General features: G+C 61.3%; 19 protein-coding genes. 7 read left to right on the top strand and 12 right to left on the bottom strand.

Annotated elements, in window-relative coordinates; translation table 11 throughout:
- Positions 1-12: 12 nt before the first annotated feature.
- From JQ567_RS12405 to JQ567_RS12390, 4 genes are all read right to left on the bottom strand, one after another.
- Positions 13-2130, bottom strand: coding sequence for an acetate--CoA ligase family protein (locus tag JQ567_RS12405; RefSeq protein WP_212439062.1), 2118 nt, complete (start codon positions 2128-2130; stop codon positions 13-15).
- Positions 2131-2252: 122 nt separating this feature from the next.
- Complete coding sequence (locus tag JQ567_RS12400) at positions 2253-3017, bottom strand: hypothetical protein (protein WP_212439061.1); 765 nt, start codon at positions 3015-3017, stop codon at positions 2253-2255.
- 11 nt (positions 3018-3028) lie between these two features.
- Positions 3029-3823: an enoyl-CoA hydratase gene (locus JQ567_RS12395; protein ID WP_212439060.1), complete on the bottom strand. Its 795-nt coding sequence runs from the start codon at positions 3821-3823 to the stop codon at positions 3029-3031.
- A 154-nt stretch (positions 3824-3977) separates the two neighbouring features.
- Complete coding sequence (locus JQ567_RS12390; protein ID WP_212439059.1) at positions 3978-5183, bottom strand: ABC transporter substrate-binding protein; 1206 nt, start codon at positions 5181-5183, stop codon at positions 3978-3980.
- Between the two features lie 480 nt (positions 5184-5663).
- On the opposite strand from JQ567_RS12390, the gene JQ567_RS12385 reads away from it, so the two are divergent.
- A complete protein-coding gene (locus JQ567_RS12385) occupies positions 5664-6413 on the top strand; it encodes a thermonuclease family protein (RefSeq protein ID WP_249165424.1) in 750 nt (249 codons plus the stop codon).
- Positions 6414-6661: 248 nt separating this feature from the next.
- Positions 6662-8074 (top strand): M48 family metalloprotease, encoded by a 1413-nt coding sequence (locus JQ567_RS12380; protein ID WP_249165423.1) that lies wholly within the window; start codon positions 6662-6664, stop codon positions 8072-8074.
- Positions 8075-8245: 171 nt separating this feature from the next.
- Here JQ567_RS12380 and JQ567_RS12375 read toward each other — a convergent pair whose 3' ends face one another.
- The 8 genes from JQ567_RS12375 to JQ567_RS12340 all read right to left on the bottom strand — a co-directional run bounded on the left by JQ567_RS12375 (position 8246) and on the right by JQ567_RS12340 (position 17186).
- Entirely contained in the window at positions 8246-8539 is a 294-nt protein-coding gene (locus JQ567_RS12375; RefSeq protein ID WP_212439056.1) for a hypothetical protein, read from the bottom strand.
- A 37-nt stretch (positions 8540-8576) separates the two neighbouring features.
- On the bottom strand, positions 8577-9011 hold the full coding sequence (locus tag JQ567_RS12370; RefSeq protein WP_212439055.1) for a CBS domain-containing protein: 435 nt from the start codon (positions 9009-9011) through the stop codon (positions 8577-8579).
- 289 nt (positions 9012-9300) lie between these two features.
- Positions 9301-9756 carry a host attachment family protein gene (locus JQ567_RS12365; RefSeq protein WP_212439054.1) on the bottom strand — a complete coding sequence of 152 codons (456 nt, stop codon included), beginning with the start codon at positions 9754-9756 and terminating at the stop codon, positions 9301-9303.
- Positions 9757-10109: 353 nt separating this feature from the next.
- Positions 10110-10895 carry a CarD family transcriptional regulator gene (locus tag JQ567_RS12360; RefSeq protein ID WP_249165410.1) on the bottom strand — a complete coding sequence of 262 codons (786 nt, stop codon included), beginning with the start codon at positions 10893-10895 and terminating at the stop codon, positions 10110-10112.
- Positions 10896-11335: 440 nt separating this feature from the next.
- The gene (gene fdxA, locus JQ567_RS12355; RefSeq protein WP_192736497.1) at positions 11336-11674 is read right to left on the bottom strand and encodes a ferredoxin FdxA; all 339 of its coding nucleotides are present in this window, start codon (positions 11672-11674) and stop codon (positions 11336-11338) included.
- 147 nt (positions 11675-11821) lie between these two features.
- Positions 11822-12091: an RNA-binding S4 domain-containing protein gene (locus JQ567_RS12350; protein WP_212439052.1), complete on the bottom strand. Its 270-nt coding sequence runs from the start codon at positions 12089-12091 to the stop codon at positions 11822-11824.
- A gap of 99 nt (positions 12092-12190) precedes the next feature.
- Positions 12191-15784, bottom strand: coding sequence for a helicase-related protein (locus tag JQ567_RS12345; RefSeq protein WP_212439051.1), 3594 nt, complete (start codon positions 15782-15784; stop codon positions 12191-12193).
- Between the two features lie 589 nt (positions 15785-16373).
- A complete protein-coding gene (locus JQ567_RS12340) occupies positions 16374-17186 on the bottom strand; it encodes a DUF3108 domain-containing protein (protein ID WP_212439078.1) in 813 nt (270 codons plus the stop codon).
- A gap of 395 nt (positions 17187-17581) precedes the next feature.
- Between JQ567_RS12340 and rpmB the strand changes: the two genes are divergently transcribed.
- From rpmB to JQ567_RS12315, 5 genes are all read left to right on the top strand, one after another.
- Positions 17582-17890 carry a 50S ribosomal protein L28 gene (gene rpmB, locus JQ567_RS12335; protein ID WP_192736494.1) on the top strand — a complete coding sequence of 103 codons (309 nt, stop codon included), beginning with the start codon at positions 17582-17584 and terminating at the stop codon, positions 17888-17890.
- Between the two features lie 277 nt (positions 17891-18167).
- A complete protein-coding gene (locus tag JQ567_RS12330) occupies positions 18168-19940 on the top strand; it encodes an AAA family ATPase (protein WP_212439077.1) in 1773 nt (590 codons plus the stop codon).
- 4 nt (positions 19941-19944) lie between these two features.
- The gene (locus tag JQ567_RS12325; RefSeq protein ID WP_212439050.1) at positions 19945-21771 is read left to right on the top strand and encodes a UvrD-helicase domain-containing protein; all 1827 of its coding nucleotides are present in this window, start codon (positions 19945-19947) and stop codon (positions 21769-21771) included.
- Positions 21772-21854: 83 nt separating this feature from the next.
- On the top strand, positions 21855-23135 hold the full coding sequence (locus JQ567_RS12320; protein ID WP_212439049.1) for a DUF2235 domain-containing protein: 1281 nt from the start codon (positions 21855-21857) through the stop codon (positions 23133-23135).
- Positions 23136-23286: 151 nt separating this feature from the next.
- Complete coding sequence (locus tag JQ567_RS12315; RefSeq protein WP_212439048.1) at positions 23287-23580, top strand: GIY-YIG nuclease family protein; 294 nt, start codon at positions 23287-23289, stop codon at positions 23578-23580.
- Positions 23581-24765 lie beyond the last annotated feature (1185 nt).

Genomic DNA, 24765 nt, shown 5'->3' with positions numbered 1-24765 from the left:
GAGCTGAGAGAGTCAAGCCTTTCTCGGCACCACCAGCGCATCAACAACCGTCACGCCCTGCCCCTCCGCGTGCACCAGCACCGGATTGATCTCGATCTCCGAAATCTCGCTCGCATGTCGCGCCGCCAGCACCGACAGCTCTGAAATCAATCGCGACAGCGCGGCGACATCGGCCTTCGCCGCGCCACGAAACCCGTTGAGCAGCGGCGCTGCTTTCAGAGCTCCCAGCATCACCGTCGCCTCTTCCGCACTCACCGGCGCCGGCCGATAGATCACGTCGCGAAACAATTCCGTGGTGATGCCGCCGAGGCCGACCATGATGACCGGCCCGAACACCTTGTCCGTCAGCGTGCCGACGATGATCTCGACGCCCTTTTTGGCCATCGCGCCGACCAGCACGCCCTGGATCGCGGCATCCGGCCGGTGTTTTCGCGCGTTGTCGAGCAGCATGCCGTAAGCCGTAAACGCCTCGCCCTTGGTCGTGATGTTGACGCGGACGCCGCCGACTTCGCTCTTGTGCGGAATGTCGCGCGACTGGATTTTCATGACCAGCGGAAAGCCCGCGCGTGCGATCGCGGCATCCAGTTCGCCGCGCGCCGTCACCAGCATCTCGTCCGGCAATGCAATGCCGGCATGACGCAGCAGCGACTTGCTGTCGAACTCCGACAGCGCCGGTGATTTCAGATGCGCGGAGAGATCGCGGCCCGGCAGCGCCGCCATATTCGCAGGTGCCGCCAGCTTGAAATTGGAATACTCCACCAGCCGCCGCATCGCGACGCCGACATGCGTGAGGCCCGACAGCACCACGACGCCGGATTTCGCGAGCTCTCCGCGCGCGAACGCCGACGGCAGCGTGTAGGAATAGAACACGATCGGCTTGTTCTGCGCCGACATCACCGGCTTCAGCTCGGCCTCCTTGAACCACATCCGTACCTCGCTCGACAGCGACAGCACCACCAGGATGGCGTCGACTTCGTCGGAGACGGCGAGCAGATCGATGGTCTTCTGCAGGCCGCCGCTGCTGACGCCTTGCGCGGTAACATCGACCGGATTGCCCGCGGCGCCATAGGACGGCATCCACTTCCTGATTTCGCTCTGAACTGACGGCGACAGTTCCGGGACTTTGAGCCCCTGCATCGAGACGGTATCGGCGCCCCAGATGCCGCCGCCACCGGACACGGTCAGCACCGCGACGCGGTCGCCCTTCGGCAGCGGGTTCGTCGTCAGCACCGCGGCGATCGTCACCGCCTCGTCGAGATCGTTGGAGACGATAAAGCCATACTTTGCGAACACCGCGTCATAGGCGGCCGACCACCCGGCCATGCTGGCGGTGTGCGAGGCCGCGGCGCGCTCGCCCGCGCCGGAACGGCCGACTTTCGTCACGATGACAGGCTTTCGCATTTCCGCAGCCCGGCGCGCGGCGGCGAGAAATTTGTCGACGTCGCGGATACCCTCGATGAACAGCAGGATCACGTCGGTGGAGGCATCCTGCACCATGTAATCCAGAAATTCGCCGGCGCCGAGATCGCTTTCATTGCCGGCGCTGACGCAGTAGCTGATCGCTACGCCGAGCGCCTTGGCGCGATGCTTGATGGCAAAGCCGATGCCGCCGCTTTGCGCGACAATGGCGATCCGCCTTGTGGTCGCGACCAGCGGAACATGGCCCGGCTTGACGTCGACCGTCGGGCTGAAGGTCGCCGCGACCTTCTGCACTTCGCTAAGAAAGCCTTCGGCGTTGGGACCCGAAATCCGCATGCCGCTGCGTTTTGCAATCGCGACGATCTGGTCCTGCATGGCGGCACTGTCGCCGCCTTCCTCGGCAAAGCCGGAAGAAATGATCACGGCATTCTTGACGCCGGCCGCGGCACACTGCTCCAACGAGCCCACCACGGCGCGGGCGGGAATGATGATGATGGCGAGATCAATGGGCGCGCCGACATCGGCGATCGATTTGTAGCACTTGAGCCCGTCGATATCGGGATAGTTCGGATTGATCGGATAGATTTTGCCCGGATACTCGTTCTTGCGCAGCATCGACAATAGCCGCCCGGGGATCTTCTCATGATCGCGCGAAGCGCCGATCAGCGCGATGCTGTCGGGCGCGAAGAAGCTGTCGAGCGGGTGCGGCATGGGGCGAGGTCTCTTTGGTCGTCATTGCGAGCGCAGCGAAGCAATCCATCTCGCCGCGCAAAAAGCAAGAATGGATTGCTTCGTCGCTTCGCTCCTCGCAATGACGGCAGAGCCGGCGTCGCTCATGCGGTAAGGCTAAACCTGACCCCGCAAAGCTCAAACCCGTCTCCCGCCACCTTGCAGCCCTTCGCCTTCGCCGCATCCCGCACCTTGGCGATATCGGCGACTTTGAACGTCAGCCCGCTCATCAGATCGGCAGGCCCGTTGACGAAGCGGAAGCTGGCATTGGGGAGTTTCAGCTCCGGTTCACCCCTTGCGCTGGTGCCGACGGCAATGCCGATGATCTTGCCCCAATGCGCGGCCAGCACCTCCGGTTCCGGACTTTCCATCTCGACGTCAGTCAGCGCCAGCGTCACATCCTTGGCGATCGACTTTTGCCAGTCGGGACCGGCCGGCGGATAGGTTCCCAGAATGTCGTCGCTGCCTTCGGTGTGGTTGAACTCGATGAAGGCGGCGCGGCAATCGCGCGGGTGCAGTTGCACGCCATGGTACGGCGCGTGTGTGATCACGTTCGCGGTGCGCACGCCCATCTCGTTGGCATGCCTGCCGCGTTCATCGGGATCATCGCAGCAGAAGATCGCCATATAGCCGCCGCGGCCGCCATTCTTGTCGATGAAGCGCCCCGCCGCCGTGCCCGGCTGGAACGGCGCCACCACTTCGAGCAGGATGGTGTCGACCGGCAGCAGCGCGTTCTCCAGGCCGTATTTGGCGACATTGCCGTCGCGGAAGCACTCGTTCAGCCCCATGATCGCGGCAATATCCGAAATCACGGGCTCCAGCTTCGGCGCCACCAGGCAGATCTGCCGCAGCCTCATATAGCCGGCCATTTCCAGCCCCCTCAGTGGTTCTGGAACACAGGCTTGCGCTTCTCGACGAACGCCTTCGCCGCTTCCTTGTGATCGAGGGTCTCGCCCGAACGCGAATGGTGGATCGCCTCGGCGTCAAAACATTCTTCCAGCGACATCGTCTCGGCGTTGTTGATGTTCCGCTTGATGTAGCCGAGCGTGATCGACGGGCCCTGCGCCAGCGACATCGCCAGATCTTGCGCGACCGCCTCGACCTCGGCGTCGGGGACCACCTTGGTCACGATGCCGAGATTGTAGGCTTCCTGCGCACTCAGCACCGGCGAGGTCAGATACAATTCGCGCGCTTTGGCACTGCCCAGCATTTGCGTGAGGAAATACGTGCCGCCGTAATCGCCTGACAGTCCGACCTTGGCAAATGCGGTGGTGATCTTGCACGATGCGCTGGCGACACGGAGATCGCAGGCGAGCGCGATCGAGAGCCCGGCGCCGGCCGCGGCGCCATCGACCTGCGCCACGACAGGCTTTTGCATCTGGTGCAGGATGCGCGAGACTTCCATGCCGCGGCGGAGATTGACCATCTTGGCTTCGAACGACAGCGGCGCCCGGCCCTCCGCCATCGACTTGACGTCGCCGCCGACACAGAAGGTGCCGCCGGCGCCCTTGAGCAGCACCGCGCGCACCTCGTGATCCTCGGCCGCGCGCCGCGCCGCCTCGACGAGGCCGCGCGTCATGTCCGGATTGAGCGCATTGCGCCGGTCGGGACGGTTCATGATGATGGTGAGCAAGCCCTGGTCGAGCTGCTGGAGGACCATTTCGTTCTGGCTCATGTGCGGGTTCTTTCGTGGTTATTGGTTGGCTCTCTCGACGTCATTGCGAGCGTAGCGAAGCAATCCATGTCTCGGCATAACGGATAGATGGATTGCTTCGTCGCTTACGCTCCCTTGCACAAACGCTTCGCGTTTGTTGCAGGCAATGACGGGGCTATTTTTTAACAAGCGGACAGCGTGACAATTCCAGCGACTGGAACGCCTCGTTGCCGGGAATGGTCGCCAGCAGCTTGTAGTCGTCCCAGCGGCCTTTCGATTCCGACGGCTTCTTGACCTCGAACAGATACATGTCGTGCACCATGCGGCCGTCTTCACGGATCTTGCCGTTCCTGGCGAACATGTCGTTGATCGGGGTCTCCTTCATGATCTTGATCACGGCCGCCGCATCGGTGGTGCCCGCGGCCTTGACCGCCTTGAGATAGTGCGTCACCGAAGAATAGGTGCCGGCCTGCACCGCCGACGGCACACACTTGATCCGCTCCATGAAGCGCTTTGAAAACGCCCGGGTCTCGTCGTTGAGATCCCAATAAAAGGCTTCCGAGAGCAACAGTCCCTGCGCGGTTTCAAGCCCGACGCTGTCGATGTCGGTGATGAAGGCGAGCAGCGGCGATACTTTCTGGCCGCTCTTCATCAGCCCGAACTCGGCCGCCTGCTTGATCGCGTTGATGGTGTCGCCGCCGGCGTTGGCAAGCCCGATGACTTTGGCTTTCGAGCTTTGCGCCTGCAGCAGATAGGACGAGAAATCCGAGGTGTTGAGCGGGTGCCGCACGGTGCCGAGCACCTTGCCGCCGGACTTCAGCACGACGTTGGTGGTGTCCTTTTCCAGATCCTGCCCGAACGCGTAGTCCGCGGTGAGGAAGTACCAGCTGTCGAGGCCCTGCTTGACGGCGGCCAATCCAGTCACGTTGGCCTGCGCAAACGTGTCGAACACATAGTGGACTGTAAAGGGACCGCAGGCCTCGTTGGAGAGCCGGATCGAGCCCGGGCCGTTGAACATGTTGATCTTGCCCCGCGCCTTCGAGATCTCGAGCGCGGCAAGCGCGGTGGCCGACGCCGCCACGTCAAACAGCATTTCGACGCCCTGATTGTCGAACATGTCGCGGGCGATGTTGGCGGCAAGATCGGCCTTGTTGAGATGGTCGGCGGCGACGATCTCGATCTTGCGGCCGAGCACCTCGCCGCCGAAATCTTCCACCGCCATTTTCGCGGCCAGCTCGCTGCCGGGCCCGGTGATATCGGCATAAAGCCCGGACATATCGAGGATGCCGCCGAGCTTCAGCGGAGGCTTGGCCTGCGCCAGCGCAGCCGTGCTCGACATCGCCAGCACAGCGGCGAAAACGCCCGTGACAACCCGCTTCATAAAGCCTCCCCTTTTTTTTGGCAGCCGCATTGCCTGCGGCTTTGAATTTCACTCGGCGCGATCATGCCGCATGGCACCCACAGCGGCAAGGCGCGTGCGGAGCGCGTCTTGCATGCGTTTTTCCGCTAAGCGGAATGGGCGCCTGATGTAGAGTTCGTCATGGCCGGCCATAGCCGTCTGAAGGACGGCGTCGCTCCCGCTCGCCTATGTCCCGGCCATCCACGTCTTCCCTTCGCGCTCAAAGAAAGAAGACGTGGATGCCCGGCACAAGGCCGGGCATGACGACGCTCGGTACCAAGACGCGCAAGCGTCTGGAAGGACGAGGCCAAGAGCCACCACACTGCCTCCATGGTTCGAGACGGCGCATGCGCGCCTCCTCACCATGAGGATTGATGATGCGGTATGATGCTATCGCAAGGAGCCGACACCAACGGTATGAGACGCCTGGACCAAAACCGTCGCACTTCGCGCATCGCGGCCATGCTGATATGTGGCTTGATTGTCATTGCCACCGTTCCCGCAAACGCCGCCGGCTGCACCTTCGAACCGCAAGGCGAAGGCCGCGTCGCCGCCGTGATCGACGCGCGCAGCTTTCGCCTCGATGACGGCCGCGAGGTCCGCCTCGCCGGCATCGTGCCGGCCACCTCGGACAAAACCAAAGCGGCGGCGGCAGCTCTGTCATCGATCGTCACCGGGCGCGATGTGACGCTGCGCGGCGACGACGACGCGCCGGACCGGTATGGACGCCAGTCCGCCTTCGTCTTCCTGCCTGGTTCCGAAACCTCGGTGCAAGGCGAGCTGCTACGCCGCGGCGAGGCGCTGGTTTCGACCGAAATGGCCGATAAGGACTGCGCCGCGGAACTGGCGGCCGCCGAGGCCGAGGCGCGGCGGGCCAAAAGGGGAACCTGGGCCGATCCGGCGGCCGTAAAAAACGCGGAAAGTCCCGGCGATATTTTGGCCGGGATTGGGCGCTTTACGGTGGTCGAGGGCAAGGTTTTGTCCGTGCGGCAGGCAGGGGCAACGACCTATCTGAATTTTGGCCGGAACTGGACTCGGGACTTTGCTGTGACTATTTCAAGGCGCATGATGCCGGCATTCGAGGCGGCCGGGCTCTTGCCTAAGTCCTTCGAAAATCGACGGATTCGTGTCCGCGGCTATGTCGAGGCCCGGGGTGGGCCACGGATCGACGTGCTCCGGGTGGGGCAGATTGAAGTGCTGGGTGGGAACTGACGCGTTTTCGAGCGAAGTGGGTACCGGTTCGCATAGCAATCAAGGATTACGCAGATTGCGTAGACTTATCTGCGGTAGAAAACGCGTCAAAGAAGGAATTGGGCACGGGCTGCACGAGCTGATTGCATCCAATCGGATCGTGCTCTCGTTTCAGAGAGTGGGCTGACGTGACGGAGCGTTCAGGACGGCGCGAGGGAAGTACAGGCGGCCGCCTTTTGGCTGCGCCGGCCGTGCTGTGCGTTGCCTTGATGCTGTCGGCCTGCGGCAGCGTCGGCGGCCGGTTGGAGACGGCAGCGCCGACGGCCACGTCGCCCGCCAAACCGAACCGCACCGTGGCGCAGACGCCGGCGAGCGAGCGCGAGCATGAGCGCATCCTCTCCTCCTATGGCGGCGCCTATGACGATCCGAAGCTGGAAGCGCTGATCAGCAAGACCGTCGACCGGCTGGTCGCGGCCTCCGACCGTCCCGACCAAGCCTATCGGGTTACGATCCTGAATTCCGGCGCGGTCAACGCGTTCGCACTGCCGACCGGCCAGCTCTATGTGACGCGCGGCCTGATCGCGCTCGCCAGCGACACCTCGGAATTGTCCTCGGTGCTGAGCCACGAAATGGCGCATGTGCTGGCCAAGCACGCCTCGATCCGCGACGACAAGGCAAGGCAGGCCGCGGTCGTCACCCGCGTCGTCACCGACATGAGCAACGATCCGGATCTGACCGCGCTGGCGCTCGCGAAAACAAAACTTACGATGGCGAGCTTTTCCCGCGCCCAGGAGTTCGAGGCCGACGGGATCGGCGTCGGCATTTCGGCGCGCGCGCATTTCGATCCCTATGGCGCCTCGCGCTTCCTGAGCGCGATGGAGCGCAACGCCGCGCTGAAGGCCGGCAAGACTTCGCTCGATCCCCGCGCGCAGGACTTTTTATCGTCGCATCCGGCAACCCCGGAGCGGGTGCAGAATGCGCAAAACTCGGCGCGGCAATATTCGTCACCGGAAGGCGGCGAGCGCGACCGCGAGACTTATCTCGCCGCGATCGACAACATCGTCTATGGCGAAGACCCCAGTGAAGGTTTTGTGCGCGGGCGGCGCTTCCTGCATCCCAAGCTCGGCTTCACGTTTGCCGCGCCCGAAACATTCACGCTGGACAACACCGCGCAGGCCGTGATCGGCGTCCGCGAAGGCGGCACGCAGGCGATGCGCTTTGACGTGGTACGGGTGCCGGCGGAGCAGTCGCTCGGCGATTACCTCAATTCCGGCTGGATGGAAGGCGTCGAGAAGGCCTCGACCGAGGACCTCACCATCAACGGCTTCCCGGCGGCGTCGGCCTCGGCGAGTGGCGACCAGTGGCAGTTCAAGGTCTACGCGCTGCGCTTCGGCAGCGACGTCTACCGTTTCATTTTTGCCGCCAAGCAGAAGACCACCGAAAGCGAACGCAACGCGCGCGAGACCGTCGCCTCGTTCCGCCGCCTGACGCTGGAAGAGATTCAGGCGGCACGTCCGTTGCGCATAAAAGTCATCACCGTGCAGCCCGGCGACACTGTGGAATCGCTCTCGCATCGCATGGCCGGCGTCGACCGCCCGGCCCAGCGCTTCCGCATCCTCAACGGCCTCGACGCCAACGCCCAGGTCAAGACCCGCGACCGCGTTAAGATCGTGGTGGATTGAACTTCACTGTCGTCCCGGCGAACGCCGGGACCCATAACCACCAATGTACATTGTTGCACGACGCTGTTGCTCCAGCGGATACAACCATGCGCATCGGTGGTTATGGGTCCCGGATCGCGCTTCGCTTGTCCGGGACGACGGCTAGTCTGCCGTCACGACAACAATTGCGCGTCAGTGCCTGCTCGGCTCGAGCACCACGACCACGCCCGTCATTTCCGGTTCATGCGGCCTCAGACTGGTGAGCGTCGCATCGCTCCAGTCGGCAAGACTGACGACTTCGCCGCTTTGAGCCTCCGTCTCCGGCGCCCCGGTAGGTTCGAGAACCTTGAGGCCGCGGGTATCCAGAAAGAACGTGTGGTTGCCGAACAGGTTGTTCAGCTGGGCGACCGCCGGATGATCGTCGGGAAGAACCTCGGCCTGGAACTGGTTCAGGGTTTGCTTAACCTGTGTCGAATTCAGCTTCATGATCTACTCCACTTTCGATTTAGCTACGTCTTCGGTGTTAGCCGGTCTGCGTGTGCTCGCCTCCCGGACGCGAAACCAGGCTCAACGCTTCCCCGGCCACGCCATCGCCGTCAGCAACGGCGACGTCTCCTAGCGACAGAATGCCGACGAGGCGCTTGTCGCGATCGAGAACCGGCATGCGCCGGACCTGAATCTCACCCATATTGAGGGTCACTTCCCCGATTTCCTGGTCGTCAAAGCAGTACTTGACGTCCTTCGTCATGACGTCACGGACTCTCGCATCCGGGCCTTTGCCCTCTGCAACACCGCGAATGGCGATGTCACGGTCGGTAATCATGCCAATGAGCCGGTCGTCGTCACCGACGGGCAGGACTCCCGAATCAAGCCCCGCCATGGCGATCGCCGCCTGCTGGATGGTTTCGTCCGGACTGGCGACGTAGACGTCGCGCGTCATTGCCTCGCTTACTCTCATCGACACACCTTCCGTGCTTGTTAAACCGTGCTTGTTAGCGGGTTTGTCCGTTGCCGCATTTGTGGCAAACGAATCCGATGGCAAAAGCCAATCACCAATCATGGATTGATGCAGCCGGAGCCCTGCTTGCCGGCCACTGCATTGCGGCCACCACATGCTCCGAATGATTCCGCCCAGGAAACGTTCCCGTTCATCGCGGTAAACTTTATTTGGCTACGATCGGACCCAATGCGGCGCTCGCTTCGCTCTCCGCCTTGAGGTCGGGTTTGCGAAAACCCGGATAGGCACCTCAAGCCGCGACAAGCCGCTCGATCTCGACAACCGGATGCGATGTCAGTTCCTTTGGAATTTCCGCGATCACGCGCGCGATGACCTCCGCGTGGAGGGCCTTGCGAAGATTGCCCAGCACTTTCGGCGGGGCGATAATGACAAGCTTCTCGAAAAGATTGGCATGGGCATGGCGATACAGCGCGTCGGCAAGCTCGCCGGCAAATCGCTCCTCGGCAATGTGGTGCCAGTCTGTTTCTTCCATGGCGCTCCGGGCCACACCGACACTTGCGTTGGAGCGCCCCGGACGATCGGTACCCTGCTCGCGGGTCGGCGGATTGTCGCGCTCGATGATGCGTTCGACGACAAGCTGGACTCGATGCGCGGTGCCTTTGTTGCGCAGGAAGAGCGCCTTTTGACCGTCTCCGACGAGGATAAGCGCGTTGTGGGGAACATGCGGTATGAGTTCCGTGGCCATTCTTGCTCCAATCAGTTGCGTTGATTGACAACGCCAGAGCCGACATAGGGTTTCCGCAAGGAAATGCCGGCGTCGGCATCGACATCGCGTCAAATGCGCACGCAATAGATCTGCACCCTGTCCGCGTAAGTTATCCGTCGTCCCGGACAAGCGAGCGCAGCGAGCGCGATCCGGGACCCATAACCACCGATGGTTTTTATCGCGCGAAGCTGGAGCCACAGCGAATTCGAACAACACGCATTCGTGGTTATGGGTCCCCGCCTTCGCGGGGACGACGCGAGGATGGATATCGGCCAAACAAAAAGCCCGGTCTCTCGACCGGGCTTTTCGTAATTCAATCTGCAAGCAGCGGCTTACGCTGCCTCGTCCGCAACGGCAGCATCGTCACCGTCGGCGTCGGCCTCATCACCTTCACCGTCAGCTTCGCTACCGGCTTCGGTCTTGGCGCCGCGGCGCGGGCTCTTGGCGAGCTGGCTCTCGATTTCCTTGACCGCTTCGGTCTCCGTCGAATGCTGGACGACGGCGATTTCGCGCGACAGGCGATCGAGCGCCGCTTCATAGAGCTGGCGTTCGCTGTAGGACTGTTCGGGCTGCGATTCCGAGCGATAGAGATCGCGCACCACTTCGGCGATCGCAACGATGTCGCCCGAATTGATCTTTGCTTCGTATTCCTGCGCCCGGCGCGACCACATCGTGCGTTTGACGCGCGCGCGGCCTTTGAGCGTCTCAAGGGCCTTCTTGACCAGCGCCGGATCGGACAGCTTGCGCATGCCGACATTGGCGACCTTGGCGGTCGGCACCCGCAGCGTCATCTTGTCCTTCATGAAATTGATCACGAACAGCTCAAGCTTGGCGCCTGCGATCTCCTGCTCCTCGATCGCCAGGATCTGGCCGACACCGTGAGCGGGATAGACCACGAATTCATTGGCCTTGAAGCCCTGACGCTGGGTCACGACCTTCTTCGGCTCCTCCACGCGCGGGGCGGCAGCCTTCGGGGCCGCCACGGCGGCCTTCGGAGCCACAACAGCGGCCTTGGGCGCAGCAACGGCAGCTTTGGGGGCAGTCTTGGCGGTGACCTTCGAGGCAGTGGCCTTCGAAGCCGTCGCTTTCGCGGCAGTTTTTGCAGTCTTATCTGGCATTGAGCTTCTTTTGTTTTTCGAGGACTTTGTGGCCACAGCCTTCTTGGCTTCCTTTACAGATGCCTTGGCACGGCCTTTGGTTGCGCTGCGGCTGGCCGCGGCGGCTTTTTTCGAAGTCTTTGAAACACTCTTTTTACGCGTTTTCTGTGACACAGCCTGCGCGCGGAACTGCCACGCCCCTGTTCGATGTTTTTTACGGGACCACCGGGGAAGCCAAAGTTACGCAAGGCCGGATCCGGCTTGTAATGTGCCCAATATAGCACATTTTCCGCAAAAATCAATGATTTACGCCCTGTTTCGGACCTTCTCAGGGACCTTTCGGTCATAAGTCCGTCAACAAGGTTAAATCGGCAGGCTGTGTATGGGTCTGGTGGCTCCGAATTAGGTTCAAATTAGGTCCGGAGCGGTCTCAACTGGTCTGGAAGGGGCGATCCGGCGAATCAGTCCCCGCTACCGGGTTCCTTGGAAAAATATTTCTCGAACTTGCCTTCCACACCCTCGAATTCTTTCGCGTCGGGCGGCTGGTCCTTCTTCTGGGTGATGTTGGGCCAGGCCTTGGCGTACTCGGTGTTGACCTCGAGCCACTTCTCCAGGCCCGGCTCGGTGTCCGGCTTGATGGCGTCGGCGGGACATTCGGGTTCGCAGACGCCGCAGTCGATGCACTCGTCGGGATGGATGACCAGCATGTTCTCGCCCTCGTAGAAGCAGTCCACGGGGCAGACCTCAACGCAGTCGGTATATTTGCATTTGATGCAGGCATCAGTGACGACGTAAGTCATCCAGGGCTCCGAAATGGTCAACTTTTTCCGGGGTTTGCGTAGCGCATGAACTGCGCAGCCGCAAGGGAAGAGCAAGGCAACAACAAGCAGGCCGCAGCGCCGGAGAGCTTGGGTCTTCAAGTGCCCGACGGGCTCGTCTGCAGATAGTCATTCCCTGCGGTTCTGCAAATCCTCGTAAGTTACGCGCGCGGCCGCGGCATCGCCCCGCCGCTCGGAAAATGCCGCGACTTTCAGCACCCGCACCGAATTGTCGAGCCCGATGGTGACGACGTCGCCGAGCTTCACCGCATGTCCCGGAGCTTTTTCGCGCACGCCGTTGATACGGACGTGGCCGGCCTCGACCAATGCGGCAGCACTTGTGCGGGCCTTCACCACCCGCGCATGCCACAGCCATTTATCGAGACGCTGTCGCTCCAATCAACCTGCTCTAACGTAGCGTTTTCAAGCGAAGCCTGTCCCGCACTTGATGCGGGATGGGTACCGGTTCGCGTAAAGAAAACGCGTCAAAAAATAAAATCAGCGATCCTTGTTGCCGGCGAGCTGTTCCTTCAGCGCCGCCAGTTTTGCGAATGGCGAATTGGGATCGATCGGCCGGTCGCGCTCGCGCGGGGCGGCGCTGGTGGCGTATTGCCGATGCGACGGACCACTGTCGCGTTTGTCGCGGCCGCCCTTGTCACGCCCACCGAAATCGCGGCCGCCTTTGTCGCGCCCGCCGCCCTTGTTGCGGTCACCCTTGTTGCGATCGCCGCCGAATTTCTCCGGACGACCGCCGCCACCGCCCTTGTTGTCGCGGCGGTTGTCATTGTCGCGGCCCTTGCCTTCAAAGCGCTCGCGCGGCGGACGGTTGTCGGCGCGAGCCTCCTGCGGCGCGCCCTCGGCCGGCGGCGTGGCGTTGGCGTCAGCGGGCGCGCCCTCGCGCGGCTTGCGGAACTCGTTATGACGGCGGCCGCGGCGATGACGCTGCTCGCGTCCGGGCGCTGCAGCCTCGCCGCCTTCACCGGCGGCAGCCGCCGCGGGCGCAGCACCGTCGGCGCTCCTGTTCTGCTGATGGCCGTGACGACGCTGGCGGTTGCGGTCGTGGTGCGGACGGCGTTCTTCCGAACGGCCACCGGGCCGCCAGACTTCCACCATTTCGGGCACGACAGGCGCATCGGGCTTGGCTTCGGCGGTGGCTTCTGTTGGTGCAGCGTCCGCCGGGACGGCGTCGGTGGCGACAGCTTCTGTTGTTGCTTCAGTAGCAACCGCGTCGGGCGCCGCAGCCGCCTCGACAGCGGCAGTCACGTCAGCCGCGGTGGGCACCTCAGGTGCGCTCAGCACCTCGGCTTCCACCGCTGGGGTTTCCACAGCCTCGCCTTCGACCACCTCCGGCGCGGCTTCAACGGCAGGCTCTTCGGCCGGTGTCAGCGCCAGCGTGACCTCGGGCAGCAAGGCGGCCGATGGCGCGGGATCGCCGGAGACCGGCTGGGCCACCGTCTCGTCAGCAGCTTCGACTGGCGCTTCAACCGACGCTTTAGTCGCAGCTTCCGCCGGCGCGTCTGCCACGGCTTCGGTCGGCGCGGCCGCATCGGTCACAGCATCCGTGCCTTCAACCGGCGCGGCTTGCACCACCACCGGCTCAGTCGCAGCCACCGGCTTCGGCGGCAGCGGCGGGCGGCGGTCCATGCGATAGCCGAGCGCGCGCAGGATCGAGGCGAAATCTTCGCCGGCCGATCCCGTCAGCGAGGTCATCGCCTGCGTCACCACAAAGCTGCGGCCGTCGAACGCGCCGGCGGGTTTTTCGCCCGGCGAACTTTCACGCCAGGCCAGCGCGGGGCGGATCAGATCGGCAAGACGCTCCAGAATATCGACGCGCACCGCGCGCTCGCCGCACTGGCGGTAGCCGAGCACGCGATAGGCATCGCGCGCGAGCGCCTTGTCGACCGCGAACGAGGTGCGGCCGCTTGACGCCAGATGCTGCGCGCCCGACAACGCCGACATATCGACATTGTCCTGCTTCTCGGCCCACAGCAGCGAGGCGAGAGAGCGCGCCGCAGGCTTCAATAGGCCCGGGAAATAGATGTGATAGGCGCCGAACCGCACGCCGTATTTGCGCAGCGTCGCGCGCGAGGGCTGGTCGAGATCCTTCATCTCGGCGGTGATCTTGGAACGCTCGAGCACACCGAGCGCCTCGATCAACTGAAACGCGATGCCGCGCGCAATGCCGGTGATGTCCTCGGCCTTCGCAAGCCCGAACAGCGGACCGAGCAGCTTTTCGATATGCGTCTTGAGCCACAGATCGAGCCGCGTCTGCACGGCTTCGCGCGCCGCGCCATTGAGGCGATCGTCGGAAATGATGCGCAGGCGCGGATGCAGCGCGTCGTCGGCGGCGACGAGCTTTGCCACCGCATCGCCGGTCCAGCGGATGGTGCCGTCGGAGGTCAGCACGAACGCATCGTCGGGCGCTGCCGCAAGCTTTTCGGCGCGCGTGTCGATCTCGCCGGCCAGCACCTGCTGTGCTGCCGCCTGCAACGCCTTGGCGTCGCTTCCGGCCTCCGCCGCATCTGGTGCGAAGGTGAATCCGTCGAGGCGGCCGATCACATGGCCTTCAACGATCACTTCGCCGGTCTTGCCGATTTCCGTATTCAAAACACTGTTCTCCCGCAGGCGGCGCATCAATACACTGGTACGGCGGTCAACGAAACGCTCCGTTAGCCGTTCATGCAGCGCATCGGACAATTTATTTTCGACCTCGCGCGTGATCCCCTGCCAGTGATCGGGGTCACCCAGCCAGTCCGGCCGGTTGGCGACGAAGGTCCAGGTGCGGATTTGCGCGATCCGGCCCGACAGCGTGTCGATATCGCCGGTGACGCGGTCGGCCTGGTCGACCTGGGCCGCGAACCATTCGTCGGGAATCCGGCCCTTTTTCATCAGGAAACCGTACAGCGTGGTCACGAGTTCGGCATGGGCGGCGGGCGCCAGGCGCCGGTAATCCGGGATCTGGCAGGCGTCCCACAGCCGTTCCACGGCGGCCGCCCCGTGGGCCATCTCCCGCACATCGCCGTCGCGTGCCGCATGATCGAGCACGCGCAAATCCTCGGCGATCGGCGCACGGGTCAGCACTTCATGCTGCGGCGAGAGCGCCAGCGAGACCTGCAAACTGCCGAGCGAGGCGAAATCCAGCTTGGAATTGCGCCATTGCAGCATTTTGACGCTGTCGAACGTGTGGTTCTGCAGCGCGTTCACCAGTTCCGGCTCGAACGGCGCGCAGCGGCCCGTGGTGCCGAAGGTGCCGTTGCGCGTGGCGCGGCCGGCGCGGCCTGCAATCTGTGCGAACTCGGAAGGGTTCAGGCGGCGGAACTGGTAGCCGTCGTATTTGCGGTCCGAGGCGAACGCGACGTGATCGACGTCGAGGTTCAGGCCCATGCCGACGGCATCGGTGGCGACGAGATAATCGACGTCGCCGTTCTGGAACATCTCGACCTGCGCATTGCGTGTGCGTGGGCTGAGCGAGCCCAGCACCACGGCCGCACCGCCATGCTGGCGGCGGATCAACTCCGCAATGGCGTAGACTTCATCGGCCGAGAACGCGACGATCGCAGTGCGCCGCGGCTGACGCGTGATCTTGCGGTCGCCGGCGAATTCAAGCTGCGACAATCTGGGACGCGTGACGATCGACGCGCCCGGCAAGAGCCGCTCGATAATGGGCCGCATCGTCGCAGCGCCCAGCAGCAGCGTCTCGTCGCGGCCGCGGCGGTGCAGGATGCGATCGGTGAAGACGTGCCCGCGTTCGAGATCGGCGGCGATCTGGATTTCATCGACCGCGAGGAACGACACGTCGATGTCGCGCGGCATCGCTTCCACGGTCGACACCCAGTAGCGCGGGTTCTTCGGCTTGATCTTCTCCTCGCCGGTGATCAGCGCGACGGCTTCCGTGCCCGCGCGCGCGGCGATCTTGTTGTAGACCTCGCGCGCGAGCAGCCGCAGCGGCAGGCCGATGATCCCGGACGAATGCCCCAGCATCCGCTCGATCGCCAGATGCGTCTTGCCGGTGTTGGTCGGCCCCAGCACCGCGGTAACGCCGGCGCCGGGAGCCCGTTCATGTCCAAACGTGGACGAGTAGGAGAAAGCCATAATTTGCAGGTGTTTCTTTTATTTCCAGTCGCCTGTCGTCATTGCCTGCAACAAACGTAAGGCGTTTGTGCAAGGGAGCAAAGCGACGAAGCAATCCATACTTTCTTCGTTGCCCGATGGATTGCTTCGCTGCGCTCGCAATGACGGGGCAGGAACCTTCGGTTTGGCGCCATTAGCGCCCTTTGTGTGTCAGTTTGCGACGGTGATGCGGTCGCGGCTTAAGCTCTGGAACGAGTCTAGAACGAATCGCGCCCGAATCGCTGACTCTTACTGAAACTGGCTTCGTTCACCGCAACATCCAGCGTTAGCGCTCATGATGCGGCACTAGATCAAGTTTGCCTGATGTCCACAAGGCAGGGTTTTCGGGTGAATTTCCTTAAAATTGAGAGGGCTCGGAGTCGAATCAGAAAGGGTGAAGAGTCAATGGGATTCCTTGGGTCTCGAAGCGGTGGCCTCTTCCCTTCTCCCCTTGTGGGAGAAGGTGGCGCGAAGCGCCGGATGAGGGGTCTGCATCCGCGGATAGAGACCCCTCATCCGCCTTCGCTTCGCGAAGGCACCTTCTCCCACAAGGGGAGAAGGGAAGAGATCCCTACTGCGTCTTCGCCACCCGGGGCGGCGCGGCTGTGGTGACAAAACTCGTGGCTTCCAGCATCGCGGGCCCGAACGGGGTCGGGATGGTCATGCGGAATGGAACCAGGATCCGGGTGCCCGCGATCGGCACGAAGGCGATCTCGATGTTGCGCTGGGCGGCGAGGTGCTTGATCACCGGCCGATCGGGGATATAGCCCGCGATCGGCGTGAAATAGACCGAGCAGACCACGGCCGGCCCATGATAGCCGCGCTCGGCCTTCACATTTTCCATGCGCTTGTAATCGAGCTTGAGGTCATAGCGCAGACGGCCGTCGAAAATGCCGGTGCCGGTGCGGCAGGCCTCCGGTGACAGCGGATCGCCGGTGCCGGGCACGCGGATCATCGCGCCCGTCATCGGATCGAGCACGTTTTTGCGATGCGCTTCGGTCACGACGATGCGGTCCGGATCAACCGGCGGTTCCGGATCGATGGAAAAATCCTTCACTCCCCCGTTCGCGATCACGAGACGGACGGTCTCGGATTTCTTCGAACTCGTGGTGGTCGCGGTATAGGCGTTGGCGACCAGCGCGCCACCCACGACGCGGCCCTGGGAGGCGCCGGAACCCTTGCCGCCCGAAAACGCCTGCAGCAGGCCGGTGGAACCGCCCTGCGCGGAGGCGGAAAACGCATCATCGCCGATTTCGATGGTCCAGGTGCCCTTGCCGACGGGAATGCCCGCCAGCGACGCCTCGTAATGGGCATCGAGCCGGCCCTGCGCGGACGCTTCCAGCGGCGCCAGCCACAGCAGGGCGCCGGCCGCAAGACTGCCCATCAGGCCGAAACGATGCGAAATGGCACGTGTGGTCACGTAACTGACGGTCCTGCTGGCGCGAGCGCTTGTTTATGTAGTCAGAAATATCCGGCAATCAACGCGTGGCTGGTCCCTCGCGGTGGCTCAATCCGCGGGGAACAGAGATGTCGGCGGGGATTGCGCCCTTTATATGGTCCTAACGTCTTGATATCCTTAAACCCTTGTAATGGCTTCCAAACCGGCAATGCCGCCTTCTTAGGGATGCGCAAAATCTCAAGCGAAACCCCGCAAAACCTTGACGCCTGGGGCCTCTCGCCCTATACGTCCGCGGTTCCTGGAAATGGACATGATTTTGGACCCCCGCGCGGCGCCATGATGCGCTGCCAGGTTGCGGGGATGGAAGAGGATTTTGTGCGATGTCTCGGCGCTGCGAACTGACGGCCAAGGGCCCGCTGGTGGGTAACAAGGTGAGCCACTCGAACATCAAGACCAAGCGGCGCTTCCTGCCGAACCTGGTCAACGTCACCTTCATCTCGGACGCGCTCGGCCGCAACGTGCGCCTGCGCGTCTCGACCAACGCGCTCAAGAGCGTCGACCACAATGGCGGCCTCGACGGCTATCTTCTCAAGGCCAAAGCCGACGTGCTGTCGCCCCGCGCGCTGGATCTCAAGCGCGCGATCCAGAAGAAGGTCGGCAAGCCGGAATACGTGAAGAAGGCGAGCTAAAGGTTTAGCTCCGCTTCATTGGCGGCTTTAGAGAGTTTTGAACGGCTGGGTCGAGAGACCCGGCCGTTTTTGTTTTTGGAATTCGTTCTCCGTCATGGCCGGGCTTGTCCCGGCCATCCATGTCTTTCTTGCTCAACTGAAGCGAAGACGAGGATGCCCGAACGGAGAAAAAGAAAGGCGCACCGCCGGCAAATTCGGTCCCAGCGACTTGATTTTAGTGTCCACCCAGACAACCATTGCGTGTACAGAATTAAGCGACTGTGGTGGGAGGTCGTTTTTGAAAATCAGCCAGCTTTCGATTGAAAATTTTAGAGGCATCCGTAAGGCCTCTCTATTTTTTCCAGACCACGCGGTTCTCATCGGCGACAATAACGTTGGCAAGTCGACTATCCTTGAAGCGCTTGATTTAGCTATGGGACCTGACCGTCTGTCTCGGCCTTCGCCAATTGACGAACATGATTTTCATCTCGGTCGCTACCTCGCGGAGGCTGACAACGACGAACTCGCCGAACTCGCTGCTGAAGGCGAACCGCCTAACCGGATCGTCGTGACCGTAGTTGTGTCCGATCTGTCCGAGGAGCAGCGCATCCATTTTGGCGACTACATCGAGTGGTGGAACACGTCGAAGCAGGAACTGTATGACGCGCCAGATTCGCTGGGACTTGATACCTCCCCGACAATCCCGGCGTTACGCGTAACCTTCATCGGCAAGTATGACCCCGATGAAGACGACTTCGAGGGAAAGACATATTACACACGCACACTGGACGAAAACGAAACACCAGATCACTTCACGAAGCGCGACAAGCAGAAGTGCGGCTTTCTGTATTTGCGCTCGATCCGCACAGGCACGCGCGCACTCAGCCTAGAACGAGGAAGTCTGCTCGACATAATTCTACGTCTAAAAGAAATTCGACCAAAGATGTGGGGAGCCACACTCCACGAACTGTCGACATTCGACGTCGCCAGCGATCCAGAGATGGGGATCTCTGGTGTCCTGGGCAGTATCGACGCGGCCCTCAAGAAATACGTGCCGCGTGAATGGGGGATTCAACCTCATCTTCGGGTCTCGGCTCTCACGCGAAGGCATTTGCGCGAAGTGATCACCGCCTTCATCGACACGGGGAACGGCACCTATTCCGCGCCCTATTTTCGTCAGGGCACGGGCACGATCAATATGCTTCTGCTCGCTATGTTGTCCCAAATCGCAGAAGACAAGCAGAATGTTATTTTTGCGATGGAGGAGCCCGAAACGGCTATTCCGCCTTATGCGCAAAAGCGCATCGTTCATGAACTACGCCAACTATCGGCACAAACAATCTTCACGTCACACTCGCCTTATGTTCTTGAAGAATTCTCTCTAGAAGAGACTGTCGTTCTCAGTCGAACCGCCGATGGCGAAATGACGCAGTCGAAAGTCGTTTTGCCCGACAGCGTCAAACTGAAACGATACCGGCAGCAATTCCGTACCCGCTTTTGCGAGGGCCTACTGGCGCGACGAGTGCTCTTGGCCGAAGGCGCAACTGAGGCAAGTGCACTGCCTGCCGCAGCGCGACGCCTCAGCGAGTTGAAGCCATCGACTTATGCCTCGCTGGAAGCCCTGGGCATTTCGGTACTTGATGCAGGCTCGGAAACACAGATTGTGGATTTGGCTCATCTTTACAAGAGCCTGGGTAAGGAAACCTTCGCCGTCTGCGACAAACAAACTGATGATCGCAAGAAAGCAATCGAAGCGGAGGTCAAGGCCCTATTCATGCACGGTGAGACTGGCTTCGAGAGCCTTGTTTTCAAGAACACGCCCCAAGCGGCGCTCGAGCGTTTCGCAGCTGCGTTGGAGTGGCCGCCGCACCTTAAGACCAAATACCCAGATTATAAGAAAAATACGGCGGCCGCGCTGGCAGATTACTTCGCTTCGTCTAAAGGGAATTGGGGCATTGCCGACTTTCTTGCACAATGCTCGGAAGCGGAGATTCCAAAGTGGATTCGTGATGTTTGCATTGCATTGAAGAAGGCATGCGATCCGCAACCGGCGACCAAATCTGGGGGTTAGATTAGTGGTCGATCTTACTAAAGTGCAAAAAGACATTCTCGAAGCGGAAGGTCACCTGCTGATTTCCGGCGGACCGGGCTCCGGCAAGACGACGATCGCAATCTTAAAGGCGGCACTCCTATCAGCGGATTTGCGTCCGGCTCAAACGATCCTTTTCCTTAGTTTCGCGCGCGCGACCGTAGCAAGGATATTGGAGGCGATCGACGAGGAGAGAGGAATAACGAAGGATGAAAAAAACAAAATAGACGTCGACACCTATCACGCGTTTTTCTGGCGCATTCTCAAGACACATGGATACTTGGTCGGCCTTCCGCGACGCCTTATGTTAGTAACGCCTCCCAACGAAGCTATTGCGCTCTCGGCGATTCGACGAAAGTATAAGGCAGATTCTAAACTGTCGGACAATGAGCGCGCTGAGAAGCAGCTACTGGAAGACAACGAACGAATTAGACTCGCCGAGCATGAGGGTCGAATTTGCTTCGGGGTTTTCGCGCAATACACAAGCAAGCTTCTTCGCGCATCGAACAAGGTTAGAGCTCTCGTCACGAGCGCGTTCCCCACCATCATTCTTGATGAATTTCAAGACACGACCGCAGACCAGTGGCGAGTCGTTAAGGCGCTCAGCACCGGAAGTACGTTGATCGCGCTAGCTGATCCTGAACAACGCATATTTGAATTTGCAGGAGCGGAAGCGAAGCGTCTACAGCAGTTCAAAGACACATTGCATCCAACTGTATTCGATTTGAAATCGGATAACCACCGAAGCAAGGGCACCGATATTACAGTATTCGGTAACGATATACTGAGTGGCCAGTTCAGTCAGGACAGTTACAATGGCATCTACTTTCACCTTTTCGAGCCTAACGAAAACCAAGCACTGGCATCTCTGAACGGTCGCACGCTACAAGCGCGCGCACGTCGCCTAAAGACTGGCACGAAGCATTGGACCGTGGCCATTTTGGTCCCTACCAAACGCATGACACGACAAGTGTCTGACTCGTTCCGTGCTCCGCTTGGTTCGATGCCGACGATACTGCACACAGCGGTCATCGACATGGAGGGTCCAATTCTCGCTGCTGAAGTGGTTGCATACTTTCTTCAACAAGTATCAGGAAGCGACGGCGTTGAGTCGTCGATCGATCTAATCTGCGCGTTCTATCGAGGTAGGAATGGAGACGAACCTGGCAAGGGCAACCTTAAGGAAGCAGATGCTATTCTCAAGGCATTCGCTAGGTGCGTCGAAAAGAACGACGCGGGGCTCCCGCAGCCGGTCAAGAGTATTTTTCATGCGACCCTTGATGCGATCAATGCAACTCGATCAATTGAACTTACTGGTGACCCCGACAGCGACTGGATAGCCGTGCGCACAGTGCTTGAAGAGAGTGCCTGCCCTCGTCTCAGGGAGATAGCTAGTGAAGTCCGCAACATACGTTTGCTAGAGCGCGGCAGCGTGTTGCGTCAAAGTTTGTCACAGGACTGGAGGACGTACGGCAGATATCGAAACGCTTTGGCAATCACTCAGCAGGCTTTTGTCCAGGAACACTTCGCTCGTGCCGCACGACCCGAACGGGGTGTGGTTGTCATGAATATGCACAAGGCCAAGGGTAAGCAATTCGACGAGGTAATTATTTTCGAAGGCTGGCCGCGTTACGCCGGCAGGAAGATTGTTGCAAACCTTGACCGTATCGTACGAAACAACGTGATCACGCCTGACATGAGTCAGGCGCGACAGAATTTTCGGGTTAGCGTAACGCGCGCGAGAATACGAACGACAATTCTCACGCCCAAGGGCGATCCATGCGCGCTCCTTCGTAAACAGAAAACGAACTGAACCTAAGTTTCGCTCCGATACCTAACTCAACAAATGCAAAAAATTGCGCTATGCTCGCCAAGGTAGTAACGGGGGGCGCATCCGTGAGGAACATCATCATCTGCTGCGACGGCACCGGCAACGAGATTTCCGAAAACATCTCCAATGTGCTGAAGCTCTATCGCTGCCTGCGCAAGACCGAGAAGACCGAGCCGCGGCAGCTGGTGTTTTATGATCCCGGCGTCGGCACGCTGGCGCGGCCGAACACGTGGCACAGGCTCAGGCAGAATTTCAACGCCATCCTGGGGCTCGCCACCGGCTATGGGCTCGATGACAACGTGCTGGCGGCGTACGCTTTCCTGGTGCAGAACTGGCGCGAGGGCGACCAGATCTATCTGTTCGGCTTTTCCCGCGGCGCCTACACCGTGCGGGTGCTGGCGGGGCTGATCCACAAGATCGGCCTGATCACGGAAGAGCAGGCCAATCTCGCAGGCAGCGGCCTGATCGCCTACAAGGCGTTCTCCAGCGACGAGGCGCCGAAGCTGCGCGCCAAATTCAGGGGGCGCGTTGACGCCGCCGCCGCCGAGGACGCCGAGCCGCCCTCGCCGTTCGACAACGCCGCGCAGTTCGCGCGCATCACCTCCGCGCGCTGGCCCACCATCCGCTTCGTCGGCGTCTGGGATACGGTGGCGAGCGTCATCGTGCCGCGGCCCGATCGGTTCTATCTCCCGAGTCTGGAAGAACTGGCCTGGACGCTGCAGAACCCGAGCGTGCAGATTTTCCGGCAGGCGATCTCGATCGACGAGCGGCGCTGCATGTTCCGGCTGAAGAAGTGGGACGCGCCGCAGACCTACAAGCCGGTCCGCTTCAACGACATCAAGGACGCGCCGCAGGATATCCTGCAGGTGTGGTTTTCAGGCGTGCACGCCGATATCGGCGGCGGCTATCCCGAAAAGCAATCCGGGCTCTCCAAATATCCGCTGCTCTGGATGATCGACGAGGCCGAAAAAGCCGGCCTCAAGTTCAACCACGCCAATGTCAACCAGCTCGCCTGGGGCATTCCGCGCAAGAACAGCCCGTTCTCCTATGTCGCGCCTGATGTGTGCGGCGAGGTGCACACGTCGCTGACGGGGGCGTGGTGGCTGCTCGAATTTCTGCCGAAGAGCGCGAAGTACCGGGAGTGGCCGAAGCGGCAGGTGTATTTTGGATTTTACATCCCGGATGCGGAGCCAAGGGTGATTCCGGAGGGGGCTGTGATTCATGAGTCGGTGGTGAAGCGGATGGCCGAGGTGAAGGAGTATCGCCCGGTGAATCTGCCGGAGAAGTATGCGACGTGGCCGATGCCGGTGAAGGCGGAAGCGGTGGAAATGCCGGCGGAGGTGTGAACCGTCGTCCCGGCGAAGGCCGGGACCCATAACCACAGGATTGGCTTGTGGGCACAATCGTCGAACAGCGTCTCTCAACACAAACGACACGGCGTATGGGTCCCGGCCTTCGCCGGGACGACAATTTGCACTGGCCGGGGCCTGTAACCACATGACCACCCCCCGCACCTACCACGTCTACATCCTCGCCTCTGCCCGCCACGGCACGCTCTACATCGGCGTCTGCAACGATCTCAGCAACCGCCTCACGCTGCATCGCGCCGGACGCGGCTCGGAGTTTGTCAAGAAATACGGCGTCACGCGTCTGGTTTACATGGAAGCCTATGCTTCTCCGCAGGAAGCCATCGCGCGCGAGAAGCAATTGAAGAACTGGCATCGTGACTGGAAGATCAGGCTGATCGAACAGGATAATCCTGACTGGAGCGATCTCTCGCATCTGCTGTGAAGAGTATTGTCGTCCCGGCGAAGGCCGGGACCCATACGCCGCGGCGTTTGTGTTGAGAGGCGCTGTTCGACGACTTCGCATAAACCACCAAATCCTGTGGTTATGGGTCCCGGCCTTCGCCGGGACGACATCGGGGCTGCGACAAAACAACCCGACGGCCGCGCCCGGCGTAGCCTTGGCGACCTGTCCGCCGTAGCTCAACGAGCGAAGGCGGAAGCCGGGGCGGCTCACTTCTGATTTACAGAATCCATGTCAAGCCCTAAATTTCCGAAAATCAAAAATATTTCGCTTTCCTCCGACCCCAAATCACCTGCACATATTTGCCCATCCCGTCCCACTCAGAGGGGCGTTGGCCATCGTCACAACGAGGGACGGGTCGCGGTGGACGCTGATGTTGCGCCTGACGAGTGCAGCTTGAGCGTACGGTAAAGACGCGTGGTCCTGATGCCCCGTATGCTGGCGTCAAGTTGGTGAAGAGGCTCACGCCTCCCACTGATGACGGTGACAACGAGCACGGCCCGACCGGGGAGATCGCGTTATAAGCCGTAAAGCCACTGCGCAGGGAATGTCGGATGCTCTCCGCTGCCCTGTATGCTCGTGTGCAGCTTTCTTTGCACTATTCGCACACGAGACCGCGGGTGCAGCGCGCATCCGGCATTCCCTGCGCCCTCTGGATTGGGGGGTGAACGATTTGAACAACCCGGGCGAAACCTGCCGCGGGAATGTGAAGGTGTGCCGTCGTCCCGGCGAAGGCCGGGACCCATACGCCGCGGCCTTTCGGTGAGAACGCCAACGTTGGAGACCTTCTGCAACAATCAGCGTCACGGAGTATGGGTCCCGGCCTTCGCCGGGACGACAGCGGAGAATGACGCAATCACCCCTACCCCGCCTTCCCCATCAGCGCCGTGCCAAATGCGCCGCGCCAAACACGGCGAGCCAAATCTCCGTAATTTCACGGAGTACCGCGCGCAAGGCCGCATGCGCCGGGTGCGGTTTCTCCTCCCCGTCATTGCGAGCGCGACGAAGCAATCCATCCATCCGTTATGCCGCGCCATGGATTGCTTCGCGGAGCCTGTCATCGGGCGGCGCTTCGCGCCGACCCGTTGGCTCGCAATGACGGTGAGAGGCCCGCCAAACACCTCAAATTTTACCGAACCTTCAGCTATTGCCCATACGCTTTTGCCC

Source organism: Bradyrhizobium sp. AUGA SZCCT0431 (assembly GCF_018131065.1).
Taxonomy (GTDB): Bacteria; Pseudomonadota; Alphaproteobacteria; order Rhizobiales; family Xanthobacteraceae; genus Bradyrhizobium.
The sequence above is the reverse complement of the archived record's forward strand: the minus strand, read 5'-3'. Positions and strand labels throughout refer to the sequence as shown.

Coding starts and splice junctions, on each gene's coding strand:
- JQ567_RS12345 (WP_212439051.1), bottom strand. CDS start 15,784: ATGGCTTTCTCCTACTCGTCCACGTTTGGACATGAACGGGCTCCCGGC.
- JQ567_RS12390 (WP_212439059.1), bottom strand. CDS start 5,183: ATGAAGCGGGTTGTCACGGGCGTTTTCGCCGCTGTGCTGGCGATGTCG.
- JQ567_RS12360 (WP_249165410.1), bottom strand. CDS start 10,895: ATGCCAGATAAGACTGCAAAAACTGCCGCGAAAGCGACGGCTTCGAAG.
- fdxA (WP_192736497.1), bottom strand. CDS start 11,674: ATGACTTACGTCGTCACTGATGCCTGCATCAAATGCAAATATACCGAC.
- JQ567_RS12370 (WP_212439055.1), bottom strand. CDS start 9,011: ATGAGAGTAAGCGAGGCAATGACGCGCGACGTCTACGTCGCCAGTCCG.
- JQ567_RS12340 (WP_212439078.1), bottom strand. CDS start 17,186: ATGGGCAGTCTTGCGGCCGGCGCCCTGCTGTGGCTGGCGCCGCTGGAA.
- JQ567_RS12375 (WP_212439056.1), bottom strand. CDS start 8,539: ATGAAGCTGAATTCGACACAGGTTAAGCAAACCCTGAACCAGTTCCAG.
- JQ567_RS12405 (WP_212439062.1), bottom strand. CDS start 2,130: ATGCCGCACCCGCTCGACAGCTTCTTCGCGCCCGACAGCATCGCGCTG.
- JQ567_RS12315 (WP_212439048.1), top strand. CDS start 23,287: ATGACCACCCCCCGCACCTACCACGTCTACATCCTCGCCTCTGCCCGC.
- JQ567_RS12365 (WP_212439054.1), bottom strand. CDS start 9,756: ATGGCCACGGAACTCATACCGCATGTTCCCCACAACGCGCTTATCCTC.
- JQ567_RS12385 (WP_249165424.1), top strand. CDS start 5,664: ATGCTGATATGTGGCTTGATTGTCATTGCCACCGTTCCCGCAAACGCC.
- JQ567_RS12400 (WP_212439061.1), bottom strand. CDS start 3,017: ATGGCCGGCTATATGAGGCTGCGGCAGATCTGCCTGGTGGCGCCGAAG.
- JQ567_RS12395 (WP_212439060.1), bottom strand. CDS start 3,823: ATGAGCCAGAACGAAATGGTCCTCCAGCAGCTCGACCAGGGCTTGCTC.
- JQ567_RS12380 (WP_249165423.1), top strand. CDS start 6,662: ATGCTGTCGGCCTGCGGCAGCGTCGGCGGCCGGTTGGAGACGGCAGCG.
- rpmB (WP_192736494.1), top strand. CDS start 17,582: ATGTCTCGGCGCTGCGAACTGACGGCCAAGGGCCCGCTGGTGGGTAAC.